General features: G+C 41.0%; 15 protein-coding genes. 9 read left to right on the top strand and 6 right to left on the bottom strand.

Going from position 1 to position 17,892, the window contains the following annotated elements; all coding sequences use genetic code 11:
• The first annotated feature begins 25 nt into the window (after window positions 1-25).
• The 3 genes from JWQ54_RS26465 to JWQ54_RS26455 all read left to right on the top strand — a co-directional run bounded on the left by JWQ54_RS26465 (window position 26) and on the right by JWQ54_RS26455 (window position 5,821).
• Window positions 26-1,906, top strand: coding sequence for a CocE/NonD family hydrolase (locus tag JWQ54_RS26465; protein ID WP_299590895.1), 1,881 nt, complete (start codon window positions 26-28; stop codon window positions 1,904-1,906).
• A gap of 343 nt (window positions 1,907-2,249) precedes the next feature.
• The gene (locus tag JWQ54_RS26460; protein WP_299590894.1) at window positions 2,250-4,658 is read left to right on the top strand and encodes a TonB-dependent receptor; all 2,409 of its coding nucleotides are present in this window, start codon (window positions 2,250-2,252) and stop codon (window positions 4,656-4,658) included.
• A 2-nt stretch (window positions 4,659-4,660) separates the two neighbouring features.
• A complete protein-coding gene (locus JWQ54_RS26455; protein ID WP_299590893.1) occupies window positions 4,661-5,821 on the top strand; it encodes a PepSY domain-containing protein in 1,161 nt (386 codons plus the stop codon).
• A 193-nt stretch (window positions 5,822-6,014) separates the two neighbouring features.
• Here the strand turns inward: JWQ54_RS26455 and JWQ54_RS26450 are convergent, their stop codons facing one another.
• Window positions 6,015-6,713, bottom strand: coding sequence for an SGNH/GDSL hydrolase family protein (locus JWQ54_RS26450; RefSeq protein WP_299590892.1), 699 nt, complete (start codon window positions 6,711-6,713; stop codon window positions 6,015-6,017).
• Between the two features lie 171 nt (window positions 6,714-6,884).
• On the opposite strand from JWQ54_RS26450, the gene JWQ54_RS26445 reads away from it, so the two are divergent.
• A complete protein-coding gene (locus JWQ54_RS26445) occupies window positions 6,885-7,370 on the top strand; it encodes a hypothetical protein (RefSeq protein WP_299590891.1) in 486 nt (161 codons plus the stop codon).
• Window positions 7,371-7,376: 6 nt separating this feature from the next.
• Here JWQ54_RS26445 and JWQ54_RS26440 read toward each other — a convergent pair whose 3' ends face one another.
• A complete protein-coding gene (locus JWQ54_RS26440; RefSeq protein WP_299590890.1) occupies window positions 7,377-8,138 on the bottom strand; it encodes an MBL fold metallo-hydrolase in 762 nt (253 codons plus the stop codon).
• Window positions 8,135-8,407: a hypothetical protein gene (locus JWQ54_RS26435; RefSeq protein ID WP_299590889.1), complete on the bottom strand. Its 273-nt coding sequence runs from the start codon at window positions 8,405-8,407 to the stop codon at window positions 8,135-8,137. Before JWQ54_RS26435 ends, JWQ54_RS26440 begins: the two co-directional genes overlap by 4 nt.
• Before the next feature lie 193 nt (window positions 8,408-8,600).
• On the opposite strand from JWQ54_RS26435, the gene JWQ54_RS26430 reads away from it, so the two are divergent.
• The 4 genes from JWQ54_RS26430 to JWQ54_RS26415 all read left to right on the top strand — a co-directional run bounded on the left by JWQ54_RS26430 (window position 8,601) and on the right by JWQ54_RS26415 (window position 11,984).
• Complete coding sequence (locus JWQ54_RS26430) at window positions 8,601-9,737, top strand: DUF5009 domain-containing protein (protein WP_299590888.1); 1,137 nt, start codon at window positions 8,601-8,603, stop codon at window positions 9,735-9,737.
• Window positions 9,738-10,050: 313 nt separating this feature from the next.
• A complete protein-coding gene (locus JWQ54_RS26425) occupies window positions 10,051-11,115 on the top strand; it encodes a polysaccharide deacetylase family protein (protein WP_299590887.1) in 1,065 nt (354 codons plus the stop codon).
• A 46-nt stretch (window positions 11,116-11,161) separates the two neighbouring features.
• Window positions 11,162-11,500, top strand: coding sequence for a hypothetical protein (locus JWQ54_RS26420; RefSeq protein WP_299590886.1), 339 nt, complete (start codon window positions 11,162-11,164; stop codon window positions 11,498-11,500).
• 49 nt (window positions 11,501-11,549) lie between these two features.
• Window positions 11,550-11,984: a pyridoxamine 5'-phosphate oxidase family protein gene (locus tag JWQ54_RS26415; RefSeq protein WP_299590885.1), complete on the top strand. Its 435-nt coding sequence runs from the start codon at window positions 11,550-11,552 to the stop codon at window positions 11,982-11,984.
• Window positions 11,985-12,105: 121 nt separating this feature from the next.
• On the opposite strand, the gene JWQ54_RS26410 is transcribed toward JWQ54_RS26415, so the two are convergent.
• Window positions 12,106-12,786, bottom strand: coding sequence for an outer membrane lipoprotein carrier protein LolA (locus tag JWQ54_RS26410; protein ID WP_299590884.1), 681 nt, complete (start codon window positions 12,784-12,786; stop codon window positions 12,106-12,108).
• Window positions 12,787-12,923: 137 nt separating this feature from the next.
• Window positions 12,924-15,491, bottom strand: coding sequence for a DNA translocase FtsK (locus JWQ54_RS26405; protein WP_299590883.1), 2,568 nt, complete (start codon window positions 15,489-15,491; stop codon window positions 12,924-12,926).
• Window positions 15,492-15,763: 272 nt separating this feature from the next.
• Here JWQ54_RS26405 and JWQ54_RS26400 point away from each other — a divergent pair, with 272 nt between their 5' ends.
• A complete protein-coding gene (locus tag JWQ54_RS26400) occupies window positions 15,764-16,411 on the top strand; it encodes an ankyrin repeat domain-containing protein (protein ID WP_299590882.1) in 648 nt (215 codons plus the stop codon).
• Window positions 16,412-17,078: 667 nt separating this feature from the next.
• Here JWQ54_RS26400 and JWQ54_RS26395 read toward each other — a convergent pair.
• Entirely contained in the window at window positions 17,079-17,372 is a 294-nt protein-coding gene (locus JWQ54_RS26395; RefSeq protein ID WP_299590881.1) for an antibiotic biosynthesis monooxygenase, read from the bottom strand.
• Window positions 17,373-17,892: the final 520 nt, after the last annotated feature.

Raw genomic sequence — 17,892 nt, 5'->3', positions numbered from 1 at the left:
TTCCACAATATTAAAATTATTAACGATGAAAAAATTATACTTCCTCTTAGCCTTCTTTTTCCCGATCATCAGCTTTGCACAAAATGCTGATTCGGTTTGGTTAGTAAATAACTACACCAAAAAGGAACTGACCATCCCCATGCGGGATGGCGTAAAGCTGTTTATCTCGGCCTATCTGCCGAAAGACAATTCAGAGAAGCATCCGATCCTGATGGAACGCACACCGTATTCCTGTGCTCCTTATGGTAAAGATCAATACCGCCCGTTTTGGGTAAACCACCTCATCCAGTACTGTAAAAAAGGATACATCATGGTAATTGCAGATGTAAGAGGAAGATGGATGAGCGAAGGGCAATACATGGATGTGCGCCCGTTTAATTTTAATAAAAAAACCAAAAAGGATATTGACGAAGCCAGCGATAGTTACGATACCATAGACTGGATGGTGAAGAACCTGGAAAATAACAATGGTAAGGTGGGCGTGTTCGGCATTTCATATCCTGGCTTTTATTCAACCATGGCATCATTAAGCGGCCACCCTGCATTAAAGGCGGTAAGTCCGGAAGCACCCGTAACGGATTGGTTTGTAGGTGATGACTTTCACCATAATGGCGCCTTTTTCCAGATGGACGCTTTTGCCTTTTATGCGGGCTTTGGCTTTGGTGCGCCTCATCCCAAACCAACAACAGTAGCTGCAAAAATATTTGATTATCCCGACCATGACAGCTACTCATTTTACCTTAATGCGGGTGCATTGCCCAATCTTACTAAACTGGCAGGCGATAGCCTTGTTTTCTGGAACCAGATGATGAACCATCCCAATCGTGATGACTTTTGGATGGCCCGGAATGCACGCGTAGGGATTAAAAATGTTAAACCTGCAATGCTGGTTGTAGGGGGCATTTTTGATGCTGAGGATTGCTTTGGCGCATGGAACACTTACCAGGCGATTGATAAGCAAAGCCCGGAAACTAATAACCGCCTGGTTATGGGGCCATGGTATCATGAGCAATGGCGTAATAATGATGGTACGCATTTAGGTAATGTTCAATGGGGAAGCAATACCAGTACCTACTATGCTGATAATATTGAGATCCCATTCTTTGAATACTACCTGAGGGGACAAGGATCTGTTGATAATATAAGCAAGGCTACCGTGTTTTTTACAGGAGAAAATAAATGGCACCAACTTAAACAATGGCCGCCTGCTGATGTGCAACCTACAAATCTGTACTTTGAACAAAAAGGTAAACTGTCCTTTGATGCGATTAGTACCTTGGCACCATCTTTTGATAGCTATGTAAGTGACCCTTCAAAACCGGTTCCTTATACCGAAGATGTCCACTTTAACCGCACCCGAAATTATATGACTGATGATCAGCGATTTGCTTCACGCAGGCCTGATGTGCTGGTTTATGAAACAGGTGCTTTGGATAAAGATATTACTTTAGGCGGTCCGGTAGTTGCTGATCTGTTGGTAGGGATCTCCAACACCGATGCCGACTTTGTAGTAAAGCTGATAGATGTATTCCCTGATAATGCCGGTTATAACGATGTAGATATTTACGCGGAAACTGACGCTCCAAGTAAAGTACCGATGGGGGGGTACCAGATGCTGGTGCGCGCCGAAATTATGCGCGGCAGGTATCGCAACAGCTATTCAAATCCTGAAGCCTTTGTGCCAAATAAGCCAACACAGGTAAAATATACCCTGCCCGATGTTGCCCACACATTTAAAAAAGGCCATAAAATTATGGTACAGGTGCAAAGCAGCTGGTTCCCGCTGGTTAACCGTAACCCGCAGCAATTTATTGATATTTACCATGCAAAAGACGAAGATTTTTTAAAGGAAACTATCAATATTTATCATAACCAATCGAAGATTATTTTGCCGGTGGTGAAGTAGGTTTTTTTATTACCAGGCTATAAATCACGTCATTGCGAGGAACGAAGCAAACTCTGCACATGCTAATCAAGAAGAAATATGGCATGTGGCGACCAAACACTCGCAAGTTTTAAGGTTACCACATATGTAAAGGTCCTTGATTGTCCTACGTTGAGTTTGCTTCGTTCCTCGCAATGACGGGTGCTCCTGTATTGCTGTGTAATTCAGTTGTTTAGCTTCATTTAAAGCACCTATTTCTCCATTACTAAGAATCATTCTAAATAAATTTCTGAAAATGCTTTGATTTTAAATCCTGCGGTTATACATTTGCGCCATTATTTATAATTAGTCTAAATAAAAACAAATGAACAACCTCCACTTATCTTTAAAGCATTTACTCTCCATCTTTCTTTTATTAATTTTAACCTCCGCTGCATTCTGCCAACAAAAGGGAACCATAACAGGTAAAATCATCACCCCTCAAAATGAGCCTGCTGAAAATGTTTCGGTAAGCCTAAAAGATACTGAGTACGGCGCTATAACTAATGAAGAAGGAAAATACACTTTCAGGGTTACTGCCGGGAGCTACATATTGATAGTATCACACTTTGGCCTTAAAAACCAGGAGATTCAGGTTACTGTTCAGCCGGGCAAAACAGCTAATGTACCTTCAGTAACAGTTAATACCAATATCAATTCATTACAGGAGGTAAGCATCAACGCAAACAAGACCAATAAGTTTAAGCGAAAAAGGAGTATTGATGTGGCAAAAATGCCATTGGAAGATCTGGAGAACCCTCAAGTGTACACCAATATTACCAAAGCATTGCTTACTGAGCAAAATGTAACTACAGTTGACGGTGCTATTAAAAATTCGCCTGGTTTACAAACTATGTGGGAGGCAACGGGCCGCAGTGGCGATGGCGGCAGTTATTATAATTCCCGCGGTTTTATTTTACAAAGCCAGCTGCGTAATGGCGTAGCCGGAAACGTAAGCAATACTATTGATGCTGTTAATCTTGAAAGTATTGAGGTAATTAAAGGCCCTTCAGCAACATTATTTGGTAGTTCATTAACCTCATACGGAGGTTTAATTAACCGGGTAACTAAAAAACCTTACGAAAATTTTGGCGGTGAGGTTTCATATATGCTGGGTAGCTATGGGCTTAACCGTGTTAGCCTTGATCTAAATACGCCCCTTGATTCAGCTAAAAAGCTACTATTTAGGCTAAATGGTGCTTTTAATTACCAGGGCAGTTTCCAGGATCATGGCTTTAGCAGGGGAGTGGCCATTGACCCAAGCTTATCGTACAAGGTAAACGACAGGCGTTCTTTCCGTTTCGATGCCGAGATCTATACCGGCAGGAACGTTGGTAAAACCATTTATTTTTTCCCCTATGGGCAAACAGTTGCTGGTTTAGGAGCCAGCAGGGCCGATCAGTTAGGCGTTGATTATTACAAATCATACAACGCAGGCGACTTAGCACAGCAATCCAAAACCTATAATTTTTTCGGGCAGGTGAATTATAAGATCTCTGACCATTGGAGCTCTCAAACCAATTTCACCTCAACTTACAGCTATTCAAATGGCTTTGGGCCTTATTATTACCTGTTAGCTAATGATTCAATTTCACGTAATGACCAGTCCACAAAAAATAGCTGGCAAAAAACATTGGAAGTTCAACAGAATTTTAACGGGGATTTTAAGATCGGTAATTTAAGGAATCGCTTTGTTGGAGGTCTTGATTTTTTCAGAAATAACTCCAACCAGTTCTTTTTTGGAAGCACATATGATGTTGTGCCAACCAACAGCAATTCATTTAATTACGGCTCTTTTAACAAAGGCAATATGGATGCTATATATGCTTCAGGAGCGCCGCTGGGCTTCACTTATCCAAGTATTTTTAAAGCCAACACCTATAGCGCCTATGTATCAGATGTGCTGAATATTACTGACAGGCTGCTTGCTTTAGCATCAGTTCGTTTTGATCATTTTGATAATAAAGGTAATTATAGTCCGGCGACCCAGGCCATTACGGGCGCATATATTCAAAACGCGCTATCGCCTAAATTTGGCCTGGTGTACCAGGTTGTGAAAGAGCAGGTATCCCTGTTTGCTAATTACCAGAATGGTTTTACAAATGAAACAGGAACCGATTATGCCGGTAAAACGTTCAAGCCTGAACAAGCCAATCAGTTGGAAGGTGGTGTGAAAGTAAACCTGTTTGATGGCAAGCTAAGCAGTACATTAAGCTATTATCGCATAAACGTAAAGGATGTGATCCGTCCTTATTTGCCAAATCCTAACTTTTCAATCCAGGATGGTACGCAGCTAAGCAAAGGTTTTGAAGCCGAAGTTATTGCAAATCCATTAAAAGGAATAAATATAGTGGCAGGTTTTTCATATAACGATTCAAAATACACCAAAGCAAGCACCGATGTTGAAGGCCGCAGGCCAGGTACTGCATCATCCCCTTACACCGCTAATCTTTGGATCAGCTATCGCCTGCCAAAAGAAACCATTGATGGTTTAGGATTTGGGTTTGGCGGTAATTATGCCAGTGATAACAAGGTGGTTAATAGTGTTAGTCAGGGTGTGTTTATTTTACCTGCATACACCATTTTAAACGCAACAGCTTTTTACGATGTATCAAGGTACCGGTTTTCATTTGGGGTTAATAACCTTACCGATAAAAAATACTGGATAGGTTATACAACAGTAAATCCTCAAACAACCCGCCAGGCCATTGGCACTATAGCTTATAAGTTTTAAAAATGTCGAAATTTAAAAAGGCCATACTTTTTATGCATCGCTGGCTTGGTTTTATAACCGGGCTGGTGGTGTTTATTGTAAGCATTACCGGCTGTCTCTTTTGTTTCCAGGACGAAATTCAGGATGCTATCCACAGCTATCGCAAAGTTGATGTGCAAAATAAGCCATACCTCGCGCCCTCCGCTTTAAAACAAATCGCACTAAAGCAGCATCCGGGTGCCACAGTAAATTATGTCTATTATTATGGTAAAGACCGCCCCGCAGCGGTGTTGACAAATCATCCCAAACTGGGCTTGCAATATGTCTATCTAAATCCTTATACAGGCATAATCACTCACACAGAGGATCCGCAAAGCAACTTCTTTATTATTGTTGAATATATTCATCTCTATCTTTTATTGCCTCCGAAGATTGGGGGAATAATAGTTGGCGTATCAGTGATCATATTTGTTTTAATTATGATAACAGGCATTGTGTTGTGGTGGCCTAAGCGCAAAAGCGACCGTAAACGCAGCTTTAATGTAAAATGGAACGGCCGTTGGCGGAGGGTTAATTACGATCTGCATAACGTGTTGGGTTTTTATGCAACCGGTATCACCATTATTTTAGCCATAACCGGTTTGTCTATAGCTTTTGATTGGATTCGGGAGGGAATCTATGCTACAGCCAATTTGGGTGGAAGCTATGCTACTGAAAAGGTAATTTCTAAATCAGATTCATTATTAAAATCATCCTTAATAAATAAACCCGTAATTGACCAGGCGTTACTTGTGGCCAAAAACAGGTCGCCGGAGGCACAAATGTTTTTAATTTATAATGATGACGCAGCCGACGGAATAATTGGCGTAACGGCCTACGCCAAAACCTTGCATTATTATAAAAGCGATGGCTATACTTTTGATAAGTATAGCGGCAAGCTATTGCAAACGCTTAAACATGATAAAAAAAGCCCCGGCATGAAGCTGAACGCGATGAACTATGATATCCATGTAGGACAAATCTTTGGGCTTACAGGCAAGATCATAGCTTTTTTAGCCAGTCTGATCTGTGCTACCTTACCCATAACAGGTTTTATCATCTGGTGGGGAAAACGTAAAAAATCAAAAAAGAGCAAACCAAGGACAGTAATGCATCGAAGGCTGGAGAAGCAGTTGGCCAGGTGAGAATAATAAGAAAAGAGGGGTCATGCTGAGGCACAAGCCTGCCCTGAGTTTATCGAAGGGAAGCACGCGGGCAAAGGCCTCTGCGCCGTGCTAAGCAAAGCGGACAGGCCACAGCACTCATCCTTCGAGTGCCTTAGGATGACACCTCTCTTTTATTTTTTATAACTGATCTCCAGCTTCTAATCACTAAAACTCATTTCCCTTTCATCGCCTTATCAATAGCTTTCTCAACAAGCGGCTCCATCATTTTATAGCCTTCAAGGGTTGGGTGTACACCATCTTTTGCAAGGTTGGTGGGCAAGCCCTTTTTATCATCAGCCATGGCAGTAAAATAATCAAGGTAAACTACGCCGTTTTTATCAGCATAAGCCTTAAGCATGTCGTTAAGCGCTTTTACACCAGCCACAGGGTTGATTGACGGGCGCCATGGAAAAGCGTTTGCCGGTAATACAGAAGATATCACCACTTTAATATGGTTGGCTTTTGCCAGCTCAGCCATTGAAACAATGTTACCGAAAACATCTTCAAGCTTTGAAGGGCCATTGTTTTCTGCAATGTCATTTATGCCTGCAAGTATCACTACCACTTTAGGTTTTAAATTGATCACATCCTCACGGAAACGTACCAGCATTTGCCCGGTTGTTTGTCCGCTGATGCCACGGTCGATATATGGATGGCTTGCAAAAAATAATGAGTCGGATTTTATCCAGAAATCGGTAATAGAATCACCCATATACACCACGCGTTTTTCGCCTGCCGCAGGTGCTGTTAATTTGCTGTTTGCGTCTTCATAACGTTTAATATTTGCCCAGTCCTTGTATAATTGATCATCTTGTGCATGGGCCCCCAGGGCAAAAAGCATTATAGATGCTGTTATAAGTAATTTGTTCATAGATTGGTTATTTTAATTTAAATGTAAAGTTTATCTGCCGCAAAAGAAATTGTTACGGGATGCAATATAGATACCGCAAATTGTAAATAATAAAAAAAAATTAAACTATTTAATCCCTATGCGGTCAAATAAGTTCAATTGCTGGAAAAAGGTATAACAAAATATGTAGTTATGGTATTTGCCAATGAAAAACGCTCTGCTGCTATGCTATATAACCAGTTAGCCATCTTATGCCTGCTCCCGGTTTTTTTGCAATCGTGCGGCAGCAATAAAAAGATCTATAAAAGTAATTGCGACGTTAATATCACTTTTAAAAAGGTAGGATTCACCCAGTTGATAGATAGTATTAAAAATTACGATCAGCAATATGTTGAGGTATCAGGAACTTACAGGGAAGCAAAGGAGCAATCAGCCTTATATAACGACAGCTTATTTGTCGATCATTCAAAGAAGCACGCCTTGTGGGTAAACTTTAGCCAGGATTGTCCTTTATATTTAAAAGGCACGCGCACCGGTTTATTCGAGGCCAGTGACGGGGAATTTACCCCCATGAATAATAAAAAGATCATTATCCGTGGAAGGGTCGATCTGCATAATACCGGCCATCTTGGCCTTTACAAGGGCGCTATTGACAGAGTTAGCTCTGTTGAATTGTAGTATAATTCAAATTTCCAGTTGTAAACCATCATAAGCAAGCTCAACACCCTTTGGCAGTTCTTTGGCTATGTCCTGGTGCCTGCCCAGGCGATGACTGATATGCGTTAAATATGTCTTTTCGGCACCCATTTCTTTGGCGAAGTCAACGGCCTCATCTAAGGTAAAATGTGATATATGGTTTTCTTTCTGTAAGGCGTTTATCACCAATATCCTGCTGCCTTTAATTTTTTCCTTCTCCGTACCTGATACTGTTTTTGCATCAGTAATGTAAGTAAAGTCATTTACTCTAAAACCCTGCACGGGCAACTTATAATGCAAAACCTCAATGGGGATAAATTTTATATGGCCAATATCAAATGGTTCGGCGCCAATGGTATGCAGATTTAGCTGGGGGATACCAGGATACTTAAACTCCTCAAAAATATAATGGAACTCCCGTTTTAATGCAGCTTGTACACGCATGTCAGCATAAACATCAACAGGGCCTTTTTGCCGGTAGTTAAATGCCCGGATATCATCAAGCCCGGCTATATGGTCTTTATGTTCGTGGGTAAACACAATTGCATCCAACCGCTGCACATTTGCCTTCAGCATTTGTTGCCTAAAATCCGGACCCGAATCAACAACTATGACTTTTCCCTTATCTTCAATTAAAATGGAAGTGCGTAAACGGGAATCCCACGCATCAGCCGATGTGCAAACTTCACAATTGCAGGCAATAACAGGTACACCCTGCGAGGTTCCGGTTCCTAAAAAAGTTATCGTCACAGTTCCAGTTTCATTTGTTTAAGCTGCTGATGAAAGGCAATTTGCTTATCATCAAGCAGGTTATAGTCCATTTCCAGATCGCGGGCCAATTCGCTAATAGCCAGTATCTTACTTTCCAGCCCTGAAAATTTGTTTACTACTATTACTTTGCTGTTTTGCAGCAAACATGCGCCCGTTTTAAAATTACCTTTTTCATACCGCACCCTGTAGCCTGCAGTTTTAAGCAGCAGTTCCAGTTTTTCGAGCGTGTGGTTGGTTACGGTAAGCATCAGTTTCAAAAATAGGAAGAATAGTCGGAAAGTCGGTAAAGTTCGGAAGCCCGAAAGATGTAAAACTATCTGATTTTTGGGTAAAGAACTTATGTAACGAAAAAATTTCTTCCGGACTTTATCGACTTTTCGGACTTTCCGCCTATATTGTACCTTGTAATCCTGATCAACCTTTAAATGATTTTGTTAAACTATGGACCAAAGCTCAAATCGCTTTCTTTCGCTCGACGTGTTTCGCGGAATGACAATTTGTTTTATGATAATTGTAAACACCCCCGGCAGTGGTGCAGCGCCTTTTGCCCCGCTTGAACATGCAGTCTGGTTTGGTTTTACACCTACTGATCTTGTTTTCCCATCATTTTTATTTGCCGTAGGAAACGCTATGAGCTTTGCAATGAAAAAATTTGCCGGTCAAAGTAATTCATCAGTTGTGTGGAAAATTATAAAACGGACTGCTCTCATATTTTTATTCGGATACCTGATGTCGTGGTTCCCTTTTGTGCAGCATACAGCAAGTGGCTGGTCATTGTCTCCGTTAAGCCATACCCGTATTTTAGGGGTTTTACAACGGATAGCGCTATGCTATATGTTTGCCGCGTTAATGATCCATTTTATAAAATCAAAAACTACTATTGTTGTTATCAGTATCTTACTTTTATTTGGCTACTGGTTCCTGTTGCTCATTTTTGGCGACCATGCAAACCCTTATGGAATGTTGACCAATGCAGGCACTTATCTTGACAAATTTTTAATAGGCGATGATCATCTTTATCATGGCGAAGGTGTAGCCTTTGATCCCGAGGGTTTTTTAAGCACATTGCCATCCATTGTAAATGTTGTATGCGGTTACTTTGCGGGTTATTATATCCAGGAAAAAGGTAAACGGTATGAGACAATTGCAAAATTAATGATGTGGGGTTCACTGCTCATTTTTATAGCCTTATGCTGGAATATGACGTTCCCTATCTCCAAAAAATTATGGTCAAGCCCTTTTACCTTATTAACCGTTGGCCTCGATCTGATAATTATTTCAGTTTTAATATATATAATTGAGATCCGCGAATTTAACAAAGCAAACTGGACAGCCTTTTTTACCACTGTTGGAAAAAACCCGCTGCCGGTTTATCTTTTTTCTGAACTTTTTATAGTTATCCTCTGGATGATCAAGATAACGCCCACCAGCAATGCAGTTGGCTGGATCAACAAGGTATTCTTCCAGGTAATTGCTCCCGGCGCCATAGGTTCATTATTATTTGCGATCTTCTATATGCTGATCTGCTGGAGCTTTGGAAAGATATTGGATAAAAATAAGATTTATTTGAGGTTGTGATTTTAGATGGAATCTGAAAGGCGAATAGTAAAAAAGGGGTTGTCATGCTAAGGCACTCGAAGCATGAGCGCAGTGGCCTATCTGCATGCTAAGCATGGTGCTGAGGCCTTTGCCCACATTCTGTCCTCGCAGGGTCTCTCATAGAGGACCCTGCGCCGCGTGCTAAGTATACGATTGACTTTATACATTGACATAACTTTTCACAAAGCCCAAACGCAGGGTCCGCGATGCTAGACCCTGCTGAGACAAACTAACTCAATCAACCTAATCAACTTAATCCAACTCAATCAACCACTCACTAAAACCCACAATCATGAAAAAACTAATCATCTTTTCATTCCTTATCAGCTTTACTGTAGCTGTCTGCGCCCAAGAAATAAAAACTTTTGCTGAGCGCCTGGGATGGCCCAAAGGGGCGAGGGTATTGATTTTGCATGTTGACGATGCAGGCATGTCGCATGATTCAAATGAGGGCGTTGAAATGGCAATAAGCAAGGGCGTATCTACATCAACCAGCGTAATGATGCCCTGCGCCTGGGTATCCGACTTTAAAAAATACCTCGACCAAAACCCAAATACCGACGCAGGCCTGCACTTAACGTTAACCTCCGAGTGGGATAACTATCGCTGGGGGCCGCTTGCAGGCAAAGCTGCGGTGCCGGGTTTAACGGATAAGGAGGGTTGTTTGTATTCGTCTGTTGCCGCTGTTTATTTTACTGCGAAACCGGATGAAATAGACAAAGAGATTCGCGCGCAGCTTGACCGTGCTTTGAGCATGGGCTTTAAACCTACACACCTCGATTCGCACATGGGCACATTGTTTGCCAAGGACTCGTTTATGGAGAAGTATTTAAAACTGGGTATTGAAAAACAAATCCCGGTAATGTTTCCAGGCGGAGATGATATTTTTTACCGCTCAGAAGCAAAGGCTGCAGCAATAGCAGAATTAAAAAAGCAGGGAAAATACACGGAAGGGATGGTAATTCCTGAGGCGGCTGCCTTAGGTAAGGCAAAAGAAGTAGGCGAGATGCTATGGAAAAATGGCTTACCTGTACTTGATGACCTTCACAATTCCAGCTACGACTGGAACATGCCCGATATTGATAAAAGGACCGACGCCGAGATCCAGAAATGGTACACCGATCATTATATAGAAAGCATCGGCAGGCTTAGTCCGGGTTTAACAATGGTAATAATGCATTGCACTAATCCATCGCCCACATTTAAATATATTTCAGATACCGGCCAAAAACGCAAGGGAGATCTACTGGCAATGACCGATCCGCGTTTACGTAAATTTTTAAAGGACAGAGGATTTATTTTAACCACCTGGCGCGAAGTAATGGAACGGAGGGTGAAGGTGGGGAATGCAGAATAATGTTGTCTGAATCAGAATTTGCAGAATTTAAGAATTTACAGGATAAATGGAGGATATATTAATTTCATTGGAATACAAAAATTTAACAGAGCTTCTTTTAAATGTTATTCGACAACGACCCGGATTGTACTTAGGTCAAGCAAAAATATCACTTCTTCCAACCTTTATTATTGGATACAAAATGTACCCCGGGGCTTTCAACGATGATTATTTTGGTGAAAATGGTTTTCTTGAATGGATGGATAAAAAATACAATATTGGACAGCCTAATTCATGGGCAACACCTTTTCTTGATAAAGCTAATGATAATGAGGAGAAAGCGTTAGAGTTATACTTTGATTACCTGGAAGAGTTTCAAAACGAAAAAACAAACAAAACAGAATAATTATGCGTTTTGCATTCAAACTGCTTTGTATACATAAATTCAAATAGATATGTCTTCTAACCCGAGATTACAAGCATTGGTTTGCCAGTTTCTCAAACAACACTTATTAGGGGTTATTTCTACTGCTAATAAAGATAACACCCCGGAGGCAGCCCTTGTAGGCATTGCTGTTTCAGAAGATCTGGAAATTATATTTGATACTGTTAAAACCTCGCGCAAGTATCACAATATTTTACAAAACCCACAGGTTGCGCTGGTAATAGGCTGGGAAAATGAAATCACGGTTCAATACGAAGGTAAAGCTACAGTTTTAGGAGACGACGAAGAGTCCGAAAGTCTTAAAGAGATCTACTTCAAAGCATATCCTGACGGGCGGGAGCGGGTGGAAACTATGCCCGGCCTTGTTCATATAAAAGTAACACCCCGGTGGCTGCGATACAGCAATTTTAACCATCCGCAAATTATTGAGGAAATTGCCTTTTAGCCAGGTAAGCACCCCGGTCGCTACTAAACTCTGACCTCAAATCGCTACCGCTGACCTCTACTCCCAAAACTAATCTCTAACCTCTGGTCACTAATCTCTAATAACCACTAACCTCTAATCACTATCTCAAATCCACCACCTCAACACCTTTATGTGCTTTGGCATCAAAAGTAAATATGTTATCAGCAACGGTTACATTAGGCACAAAGCTTTTTAAAGTATAAGTATACTTATTACCATTTTTATCAAATATCTGCGCGCTGTAGATCTGCTTTTTTGCCTTATCAATTTCCAGCCTCACTTTAAAAAACGATTTTTTGTCATCTTCAGGGGTAAGGTCTATCTCCTGGTATATATTACCGCTTATCTTCTTTTCCCCGGTGTACAGGTATTTATAACCATGCTCATAAATGGTAAATATTTTGGCAGGGTTAACGCCTTCACCACTGTTATCAACATTGCTTACCTGCACCTCGTTATCCTTTTTAAGATAGGTCCACTGTGTTTTGCCATCGCTTATGATCTCTTGTGCTACATCCGGTTTGCCGGCTGCCTGCGGGCTGTATAAAGTGACCTTAAACTTATTGCTTTTCGACCTTGCAACAAGGGTGCCGCTTTGCGTTTCTTTAACGCCCGCCTGCTGGTTATCAAGCGTAAACACAAAGTCGGTTTTAACCGCATCGTACATCCTGTATTTAGCACTTACTTTGCTTAAAATAGCTTTTGCATCAGCATCTTTTTGTGCAAAAGAATAGCTTACGCTTAGTAAGGTTAGTATTGAAAATATTAGTAGTTTCTTCATTGTTAGTTTCGTATTCCGGATGATGACCCGTTTTGTATTAGATAGTTCTTTTAAAAAATTGTTTCACCTTTTATCGATAAACCTGTTTACAGGATCTCAAATTATATAATATTAAGAGCAACGGTTTAGATAAAGGTTTAATTGCTGTTTTTTTGAAGTGATTCAAGATGGCGTTCCAGGCTGTACTCATCAGGATATAAAACATCGCGGGCCTTGCTGCCTTCAAAAGGACCAACTATGCCCGCTGCTTCAAGCTGATCAATTATCCTGCCTGCGCGGTTATAGCCTAGCTTCATTTTACGCTGTATCAGTGAGGTTGAGCCTTGCTGGTGCAGTACAATAAGGCGTGCGGCATCCTCAAACATAGGGTCGCGGTTATCAGGATCAAATTCTTTAGCACTGCTGGTTTCACCTTCGCCAACATATTCAGGCAATAGCATTGCCGAAGCATAGCCCCGCTGGTTGCCAATAAAGTCTGAGATGCGTTCAACTTCATGTGTATCAACAAATGCGCATTGCAAACGGATCAGGTCACTGCCGGTTGATAACAGCATATCCCCCCGACCGATCAACTGATCGGCACCGCCGCTATCCAATATGGTACGCGAATCTATTTTTGAAAGCACCCTAAATGCCAGCCTCGATGGGAAGTTAGCCTTTATAGTACCGGTAATAATATTTACGGATGGCCTTTGTGTTGCAATAACCAGGTGAATGCCCACAGCACGGGCAAGCTGCGCAATACGGGCAATAGGTACTTCAACTTCTTTACCCGCCGTCATCATCAAATCGGCAAACTCATCAATTACCAGCACAATAAATGGCAGGTAACGGTGTTTTTCGGGATCACTTATTTTACGGTGTACAAATTTTTCATTGTACTCCTTAAGGTTACGTACCTGGGCATCTTTTAACAGATCGTACCGCTGGTCCATCTCAATACATAAAGAGTTGAGCGTATTAACCACCTTTTTTGTATCGGTAATAATGGCATCGGCCTCATCGGGAAGCTTGGCCAAAAAGTGCCTTTCAATCTTACGGAAAAGGGTTAACTCCACCTTTTTAGGGTCAACCAGTACAAATTTAAGCTCAGCAGGGTGCTTTTTAAACAATAGCGAAACCAATATGGCATTAATACCAACCGATTTACCCTGTCCTGTAGCACCTGCAACAAGCAAGTGGGGCATCTTGGCAAGGTCTGCAATAAACACTTCGTTGCTAATGGTTTTACCCAGCGCGATCGGCAGATCCATTGTGGTGTTCTGGTATTTTTCAGTAGATAACACCGAGCGCATCGACACCATTTCCGGATGTTGGTTTGGCACCTCTATACCTATAGTACCTTTACCCGGCATAGGGGCAATAATACGGATGCCCAATGCAGCGAGACTTAGCGCTATATCATCTTCAAGATTCTTGATCTTGGAGATCCGCACGCCCGGGGCCGGGATAATTTCATATAAAGTAACCGTAGGCCCAATGGTGGCTTTTATTTTGTCGATCTCAATATTATAATGATTCAGCGTTTCAACAATTTTGTTTTTGTTGGCCTCTAATTCGTCCGAGTTAACACTTATTTTATTTGATCCATAGTTTTCCAGCAGATCCAGCGTAGGGTATTTGTAGGTTGAAAGTTCCAGCGTATGGTCATATTTACCAAACTGCTCAAGCAGGCTTTCGGCCTTTTTATCATCATCAGTTTTTTCGATGTTTAAAACAGGAGTGGGCCTGGTAAGACCGACCGTCAACGGAATTTCATTTTCCTCTTCTGCCTCGTCACTTTTAGAAGAGTCAGGGGTTAATACAACAGGTTCATGAAACACGGGGTTTTGTACAAATGCCTGTTGTTTAAGAGGCTCGGGGTTTACGGTTCTTTCTGAATTACCCTTTTGCCTGTTTACACGGCCAGGCCATTCAACAGGTAACGAAATCTCTTCGTCTTCCAGGTCGGCCGGTTCAGGTACAATATCACCAACGGCGCCCGTAGCAACGGTTTTTGGACCGCGCTTCGGAATCTTAAAGTCGATGTTGTAAGCAACTATTAGAATGGTTAATGCCAGGAATATGAGTAAACCTGCCGCGCCTGCCTGTCCTATTTGTGCATCGAGCAGGCGGTTGCTCCAAAAGCCGAAGCCACCTTCAAGGTAATTTGGCGTATCAGCTATAAATGCATGAAAAAAGCCAATTGTTACCGAAATAAATACCAAAAAGAAAAAGCTGTATGCCAGGGTTTTGCTTAGAGGAATTAAGCGTACCTTAAAAAGCATGCGGTATCCGCTTATGAAAAATACAAACACAAAAACGAAGGAAGCAAGGCCAAACCACTCAAAAATAAACTGGTTTGAAAGTAATGCTCCTAATTTGCCTGCCCAGTTTTCAATAAGCGGGTTTTTAACGCCATTCTCCATCAGCTCCTGCGTAGTACGGAACAGGTTGTGCCACCCGCCATTAGCAGCAGAAACATAGCTTTGATCTTCTTGCCAGGTAAAAAGGTAAGAAGTAAAAGCCACAAGAAAATACACCGACAGCAACAGCAAAAATAAACCGATTATCTTTATTATTTTGCTGTTCAGCAAGTCGGACGAACGTAGTTTATCCGCACGTTGCTTTATTGGGCGCTCCCTTTCAGCTTTTTGTGTTGGCTGACGGGGCTGATTTTCTTGCTTGAAACTATTTGATTTAAACTGATTTCCTTTTACCGGCATCCTGATGTAACCCTGATATTGTGCAAATATAAAGTTAATAGATTAAACAACTTATTCAGCTGAATTTTTTATTAAAAATGATTGGTTTATTTAGTGGTAATTAAGTTTAACACTTTAGAAGGATTTGTTTGCAGATAATTTTTTAGCTGCCAGTACTTTTCATAATGCGGTAAAATCTTAGTTATAGAAATATTTACTTAATATGAAAAAAAGCAGGTATTTATTATATTTACCCGCTATATGCATCCTTACCTGTTGTTAATGCAAAAATAATGAGTGTTGAAAAACTGGAACAGTATATTACAATTGCCGATTTGGATAGCCTTGACGCCTTGTTAATGCAAAACCCTGCACTTGCCAAAAGCCGTACAAGTCACCAGGTTTCGCCGCTTATGCTATCCTGTTATTATAAAAAACCTAATGTTACAGCACTTATTTTAAAATACCTGGATGAGATAAACCTGTTTGAGGCTTCGGCTGCCGGCAGGTTTGATGTGGTGGCTAACCTGGTTAACAATCACCCTGATGCCATTAACTTTTATGCTGAAGATGGTTTTACGCCATTAGGGCTGGCCTGTTATTTTGGTCATTATGAAATTGCACAATACCTGGTATTAAAGGGGGCCGATGTAAATATGCCGTCGAACAATGGTTTCAGTGTTTACCCTATACATTCTGCCGCTGCCGGTAATTACACGCAGATAGCCCGGATGCTGATAGAAAATAATGCATTGGTAAATGTAAAGCAGCAAGCAGGGGCTACTGCACTGCACTCTGCCGCCCAAAACGGCAATATTGATCTGTTAATCCTCCTATTGGAACATGGCGCTGATGTAACTGCCCGAATGGAAGGCGGCAAACTCCCCGCAGACCTTGCCCGGGAAAAAGGCTTTATAGAAATAGCGGAAGCGTTGGATTGAAGTCGGAAGTCGGAAGTCGGAAGTCGGAAGTCGGAAGTCGGAAGTCGGAAGTCGGAAGTCGGAAGTCGGAAGTCGGAAGTCGGAAGTCGGAAGTCGGAAGTCGGAAGTCGGAAGTCGGAAGTCACATTATGTTAAGCTGACATTTAATCAGGCAATCCCAATAATCCTTGAAATCCTACAAATAATCGGTGAAATCCAGAAAATAAAAAAAATAGCCGGTAATTACTTACCAGCTATTAAACTTCATCATATAATTAACTACCTAAAACTAAAACTTAAGCCCTGTAATTTATACGTTATTGGCTATACAAAAATTAATTTTTATATTAGTTCCAATAAAAGGCTCCCGGCCTCGCGCCAGGAGTCTTTTTTGATTTGATAAATTATTGATGAGCAGGGCGCTCAATGAATGTTGTTATACGGCAACAATTTTTCGAAAGTTTCAGTTTTTTTATTTTTTTTAAGAATTTTCTGATTTATAGCGAAAAAGCTTGTTTTGTAAGGCCTGAAATTGAATTTAGAATGTCATCCTGTCGACATAGTCCGGGGTCTCATATGATAATTCACCTGTCATCGGGTCTTCAGGCGGATTTATTCACCTGAAGATTATTACAGATTAAAACAATCCCCCAAAAACTCCTAACCCTAATCCCCGGTCTCTAATCAACTACTTAATAGCAATCAGGCCTACCTTTTCAATTACCGGATCCTTTGACAATAAAGCAGATGCGTTGGCCATTAACGCTTCTGCAATTTTGCCGCTAAGGTGGGCATTCCTGCCATCTTCAGTTTCAAAAGTATCAAAGATGCCGAAAGTTGAAGGGCCCAATTGTAAGGCGTACCACCTTACCGTATCGGGTTCATCCTGTGCCAGCGGCAAAGCGCTTTTTAAAAATTCCAGTACATCATTCTCCTTGCCGGGTTTTGCTTCTACCCGTGCTAATAATGCAAACTTTTCCATAATTGTTTTTTTGTAGATGATAAACGTTTTATAACCTTTAACAGATGTTAGGCGGCAACGTTTTATAAAACTTACAAAAAATGAGAATGTAATTATTTAATGGCCAAAAACATAGAATAACGATAGTCCTAAAGCACTTACAAAGCTTTTAGTTTATTACACTAATAAATACTTTATTTTAATAAATTTTTGTTTGGATAATATAGGATTGAAAGGGGCGTTTTATAAGGGTTTTTCCTTTTGATAAAGATGAATTTTGAGTGAAATTTTCTTTAAAAGTACTGGCGTTCAGTAGCAGGTAAGAGAGCTTTTAATAATTATGGTATATTGGTTACCATCTTGATAAATGGGATGGCAATGAAGTTGTCTGCTATTTTTTTCATTCATTGCCGTTTGGCTTCAGCCAATGGATAATGGGCGATCAAAATAGGGCTTTAACCAAATTCTTCGGGTTTCAATAATCTGAGCAGATTGTTAACGATTGAGTTATTGCTATTGGCGACAATTTAAATTGCACCCT

The sequence above is a fragment of the Mucilaginibacter sp. genome, from assembly GCF_028288225.1.
Taxonomy (GTDB): Bacteria; Bacteroidota; Bacteroidia; order Sphingobacteriales; family Sphingobacteriaceae; genus Mucilaginibacter.
This window is presented reverse-complemented; position numbering and strand designations above follow the sequence as displayed.

Bases quoted from the DNA above. Each gene is read 5' to 3' on its own strand.
- JWQ54_RS26465 (WP_299590895.1), top strand. From the start codon at position 26: ATGAAAAAATTATACTTCCTCTTAGCCTTCTTTTTCCCGATCATCAGC.
- JWQ54_RS26430 (WP_299590888.1), top strand. From the start codon at position 8,601: ATGGACCAAAGCTCAAATCGCTTTCTTTCGCTCGACGTGTTTCGCGGA.
- JWQ54_RS26450 (WP_299590892.1), bottom strand. From the start codon at position 6,713: ATGAACAAATTACTTATAACAGCATCTATAATGCTTTTTGCCCTGGGG.
- JWQ54_RS26400 (WP_299590882.1), top strand. From the start codon at position 15,764: ATGAGTGTTGAAAAACTGGAACAGTATATTACAATTGCCGATTTGGAT.
- JWQ54_RS26435 (WP_299590889.1), bottom strand. From the start codon at position 8,407: ATGCTTACCGTAACCAACCACACGCTCGAAAAACTGGAACTGCTGCTT.
- JWQ54_RS26420 (WP_299590886.1), top strand. From the start codon at position 11,162: ATGGAGGATATATTAATTTCATTGGAATACAAAAATTTAACAGAGCTT.
- JWQ54_RS26405 (WP_299590883.1), bottom strand. From the start codon at position 15,491: ATGCCGGTAAAAGGAAATCAGTTTAAATCAAATAGTTTCAAGCAAGAA.
- JWQ54_RS26445 (WP_299590891.1), top strand. From the start codon at position 6,885: ATGGTATTTGCCAATGAAAAACGCTCTGCTGCTATGCTATATAACCAG.
- JWQ54_RS26395 (WP_299590881.1), bottom strand. From the start codon at position 17,372: ATGGAAAAGTTTGCATTATTAGCACGGGTAGAAGCAAAACCCGGCAAG.
- JWQ54_RS26460 (WP_299590894.1), top strand. From the start codon at position 2,250: ATGAACAACCTCCACTTATCTTTAAAGCATTTACTCTCCATCTTTCTT.
- JWQ54_RS26425 (WP_299590887.1), top strand. From the start codon at position 10,051: ATGAAAAAACTAATCATCTTTTCATTCCTTATCAGCTTTACTGTAGCT.
- JWQ54_RS26415 (WP_299590885.1), top strand. From the start codon at position 11,550: ATGTCTTCTAACCCGAGATTACAAGCATTGGTTTGCCAGTTTCTCAAA.
- JWQ54_RS26455 (WP_299590893.1), top strand. From the start codon at position 4,661: ATGTCGAAATTTAAAAAGGCCATACTTTTTATGCATCGCTGGCTTGGT.
- JWQ54_RS26410 (WP_299590884.1), bottom strand. From the start codon at position 12,786: ATGAAGAAACTACTAATATTTTCAATACTAACCTTACTAAGCGTAAGC.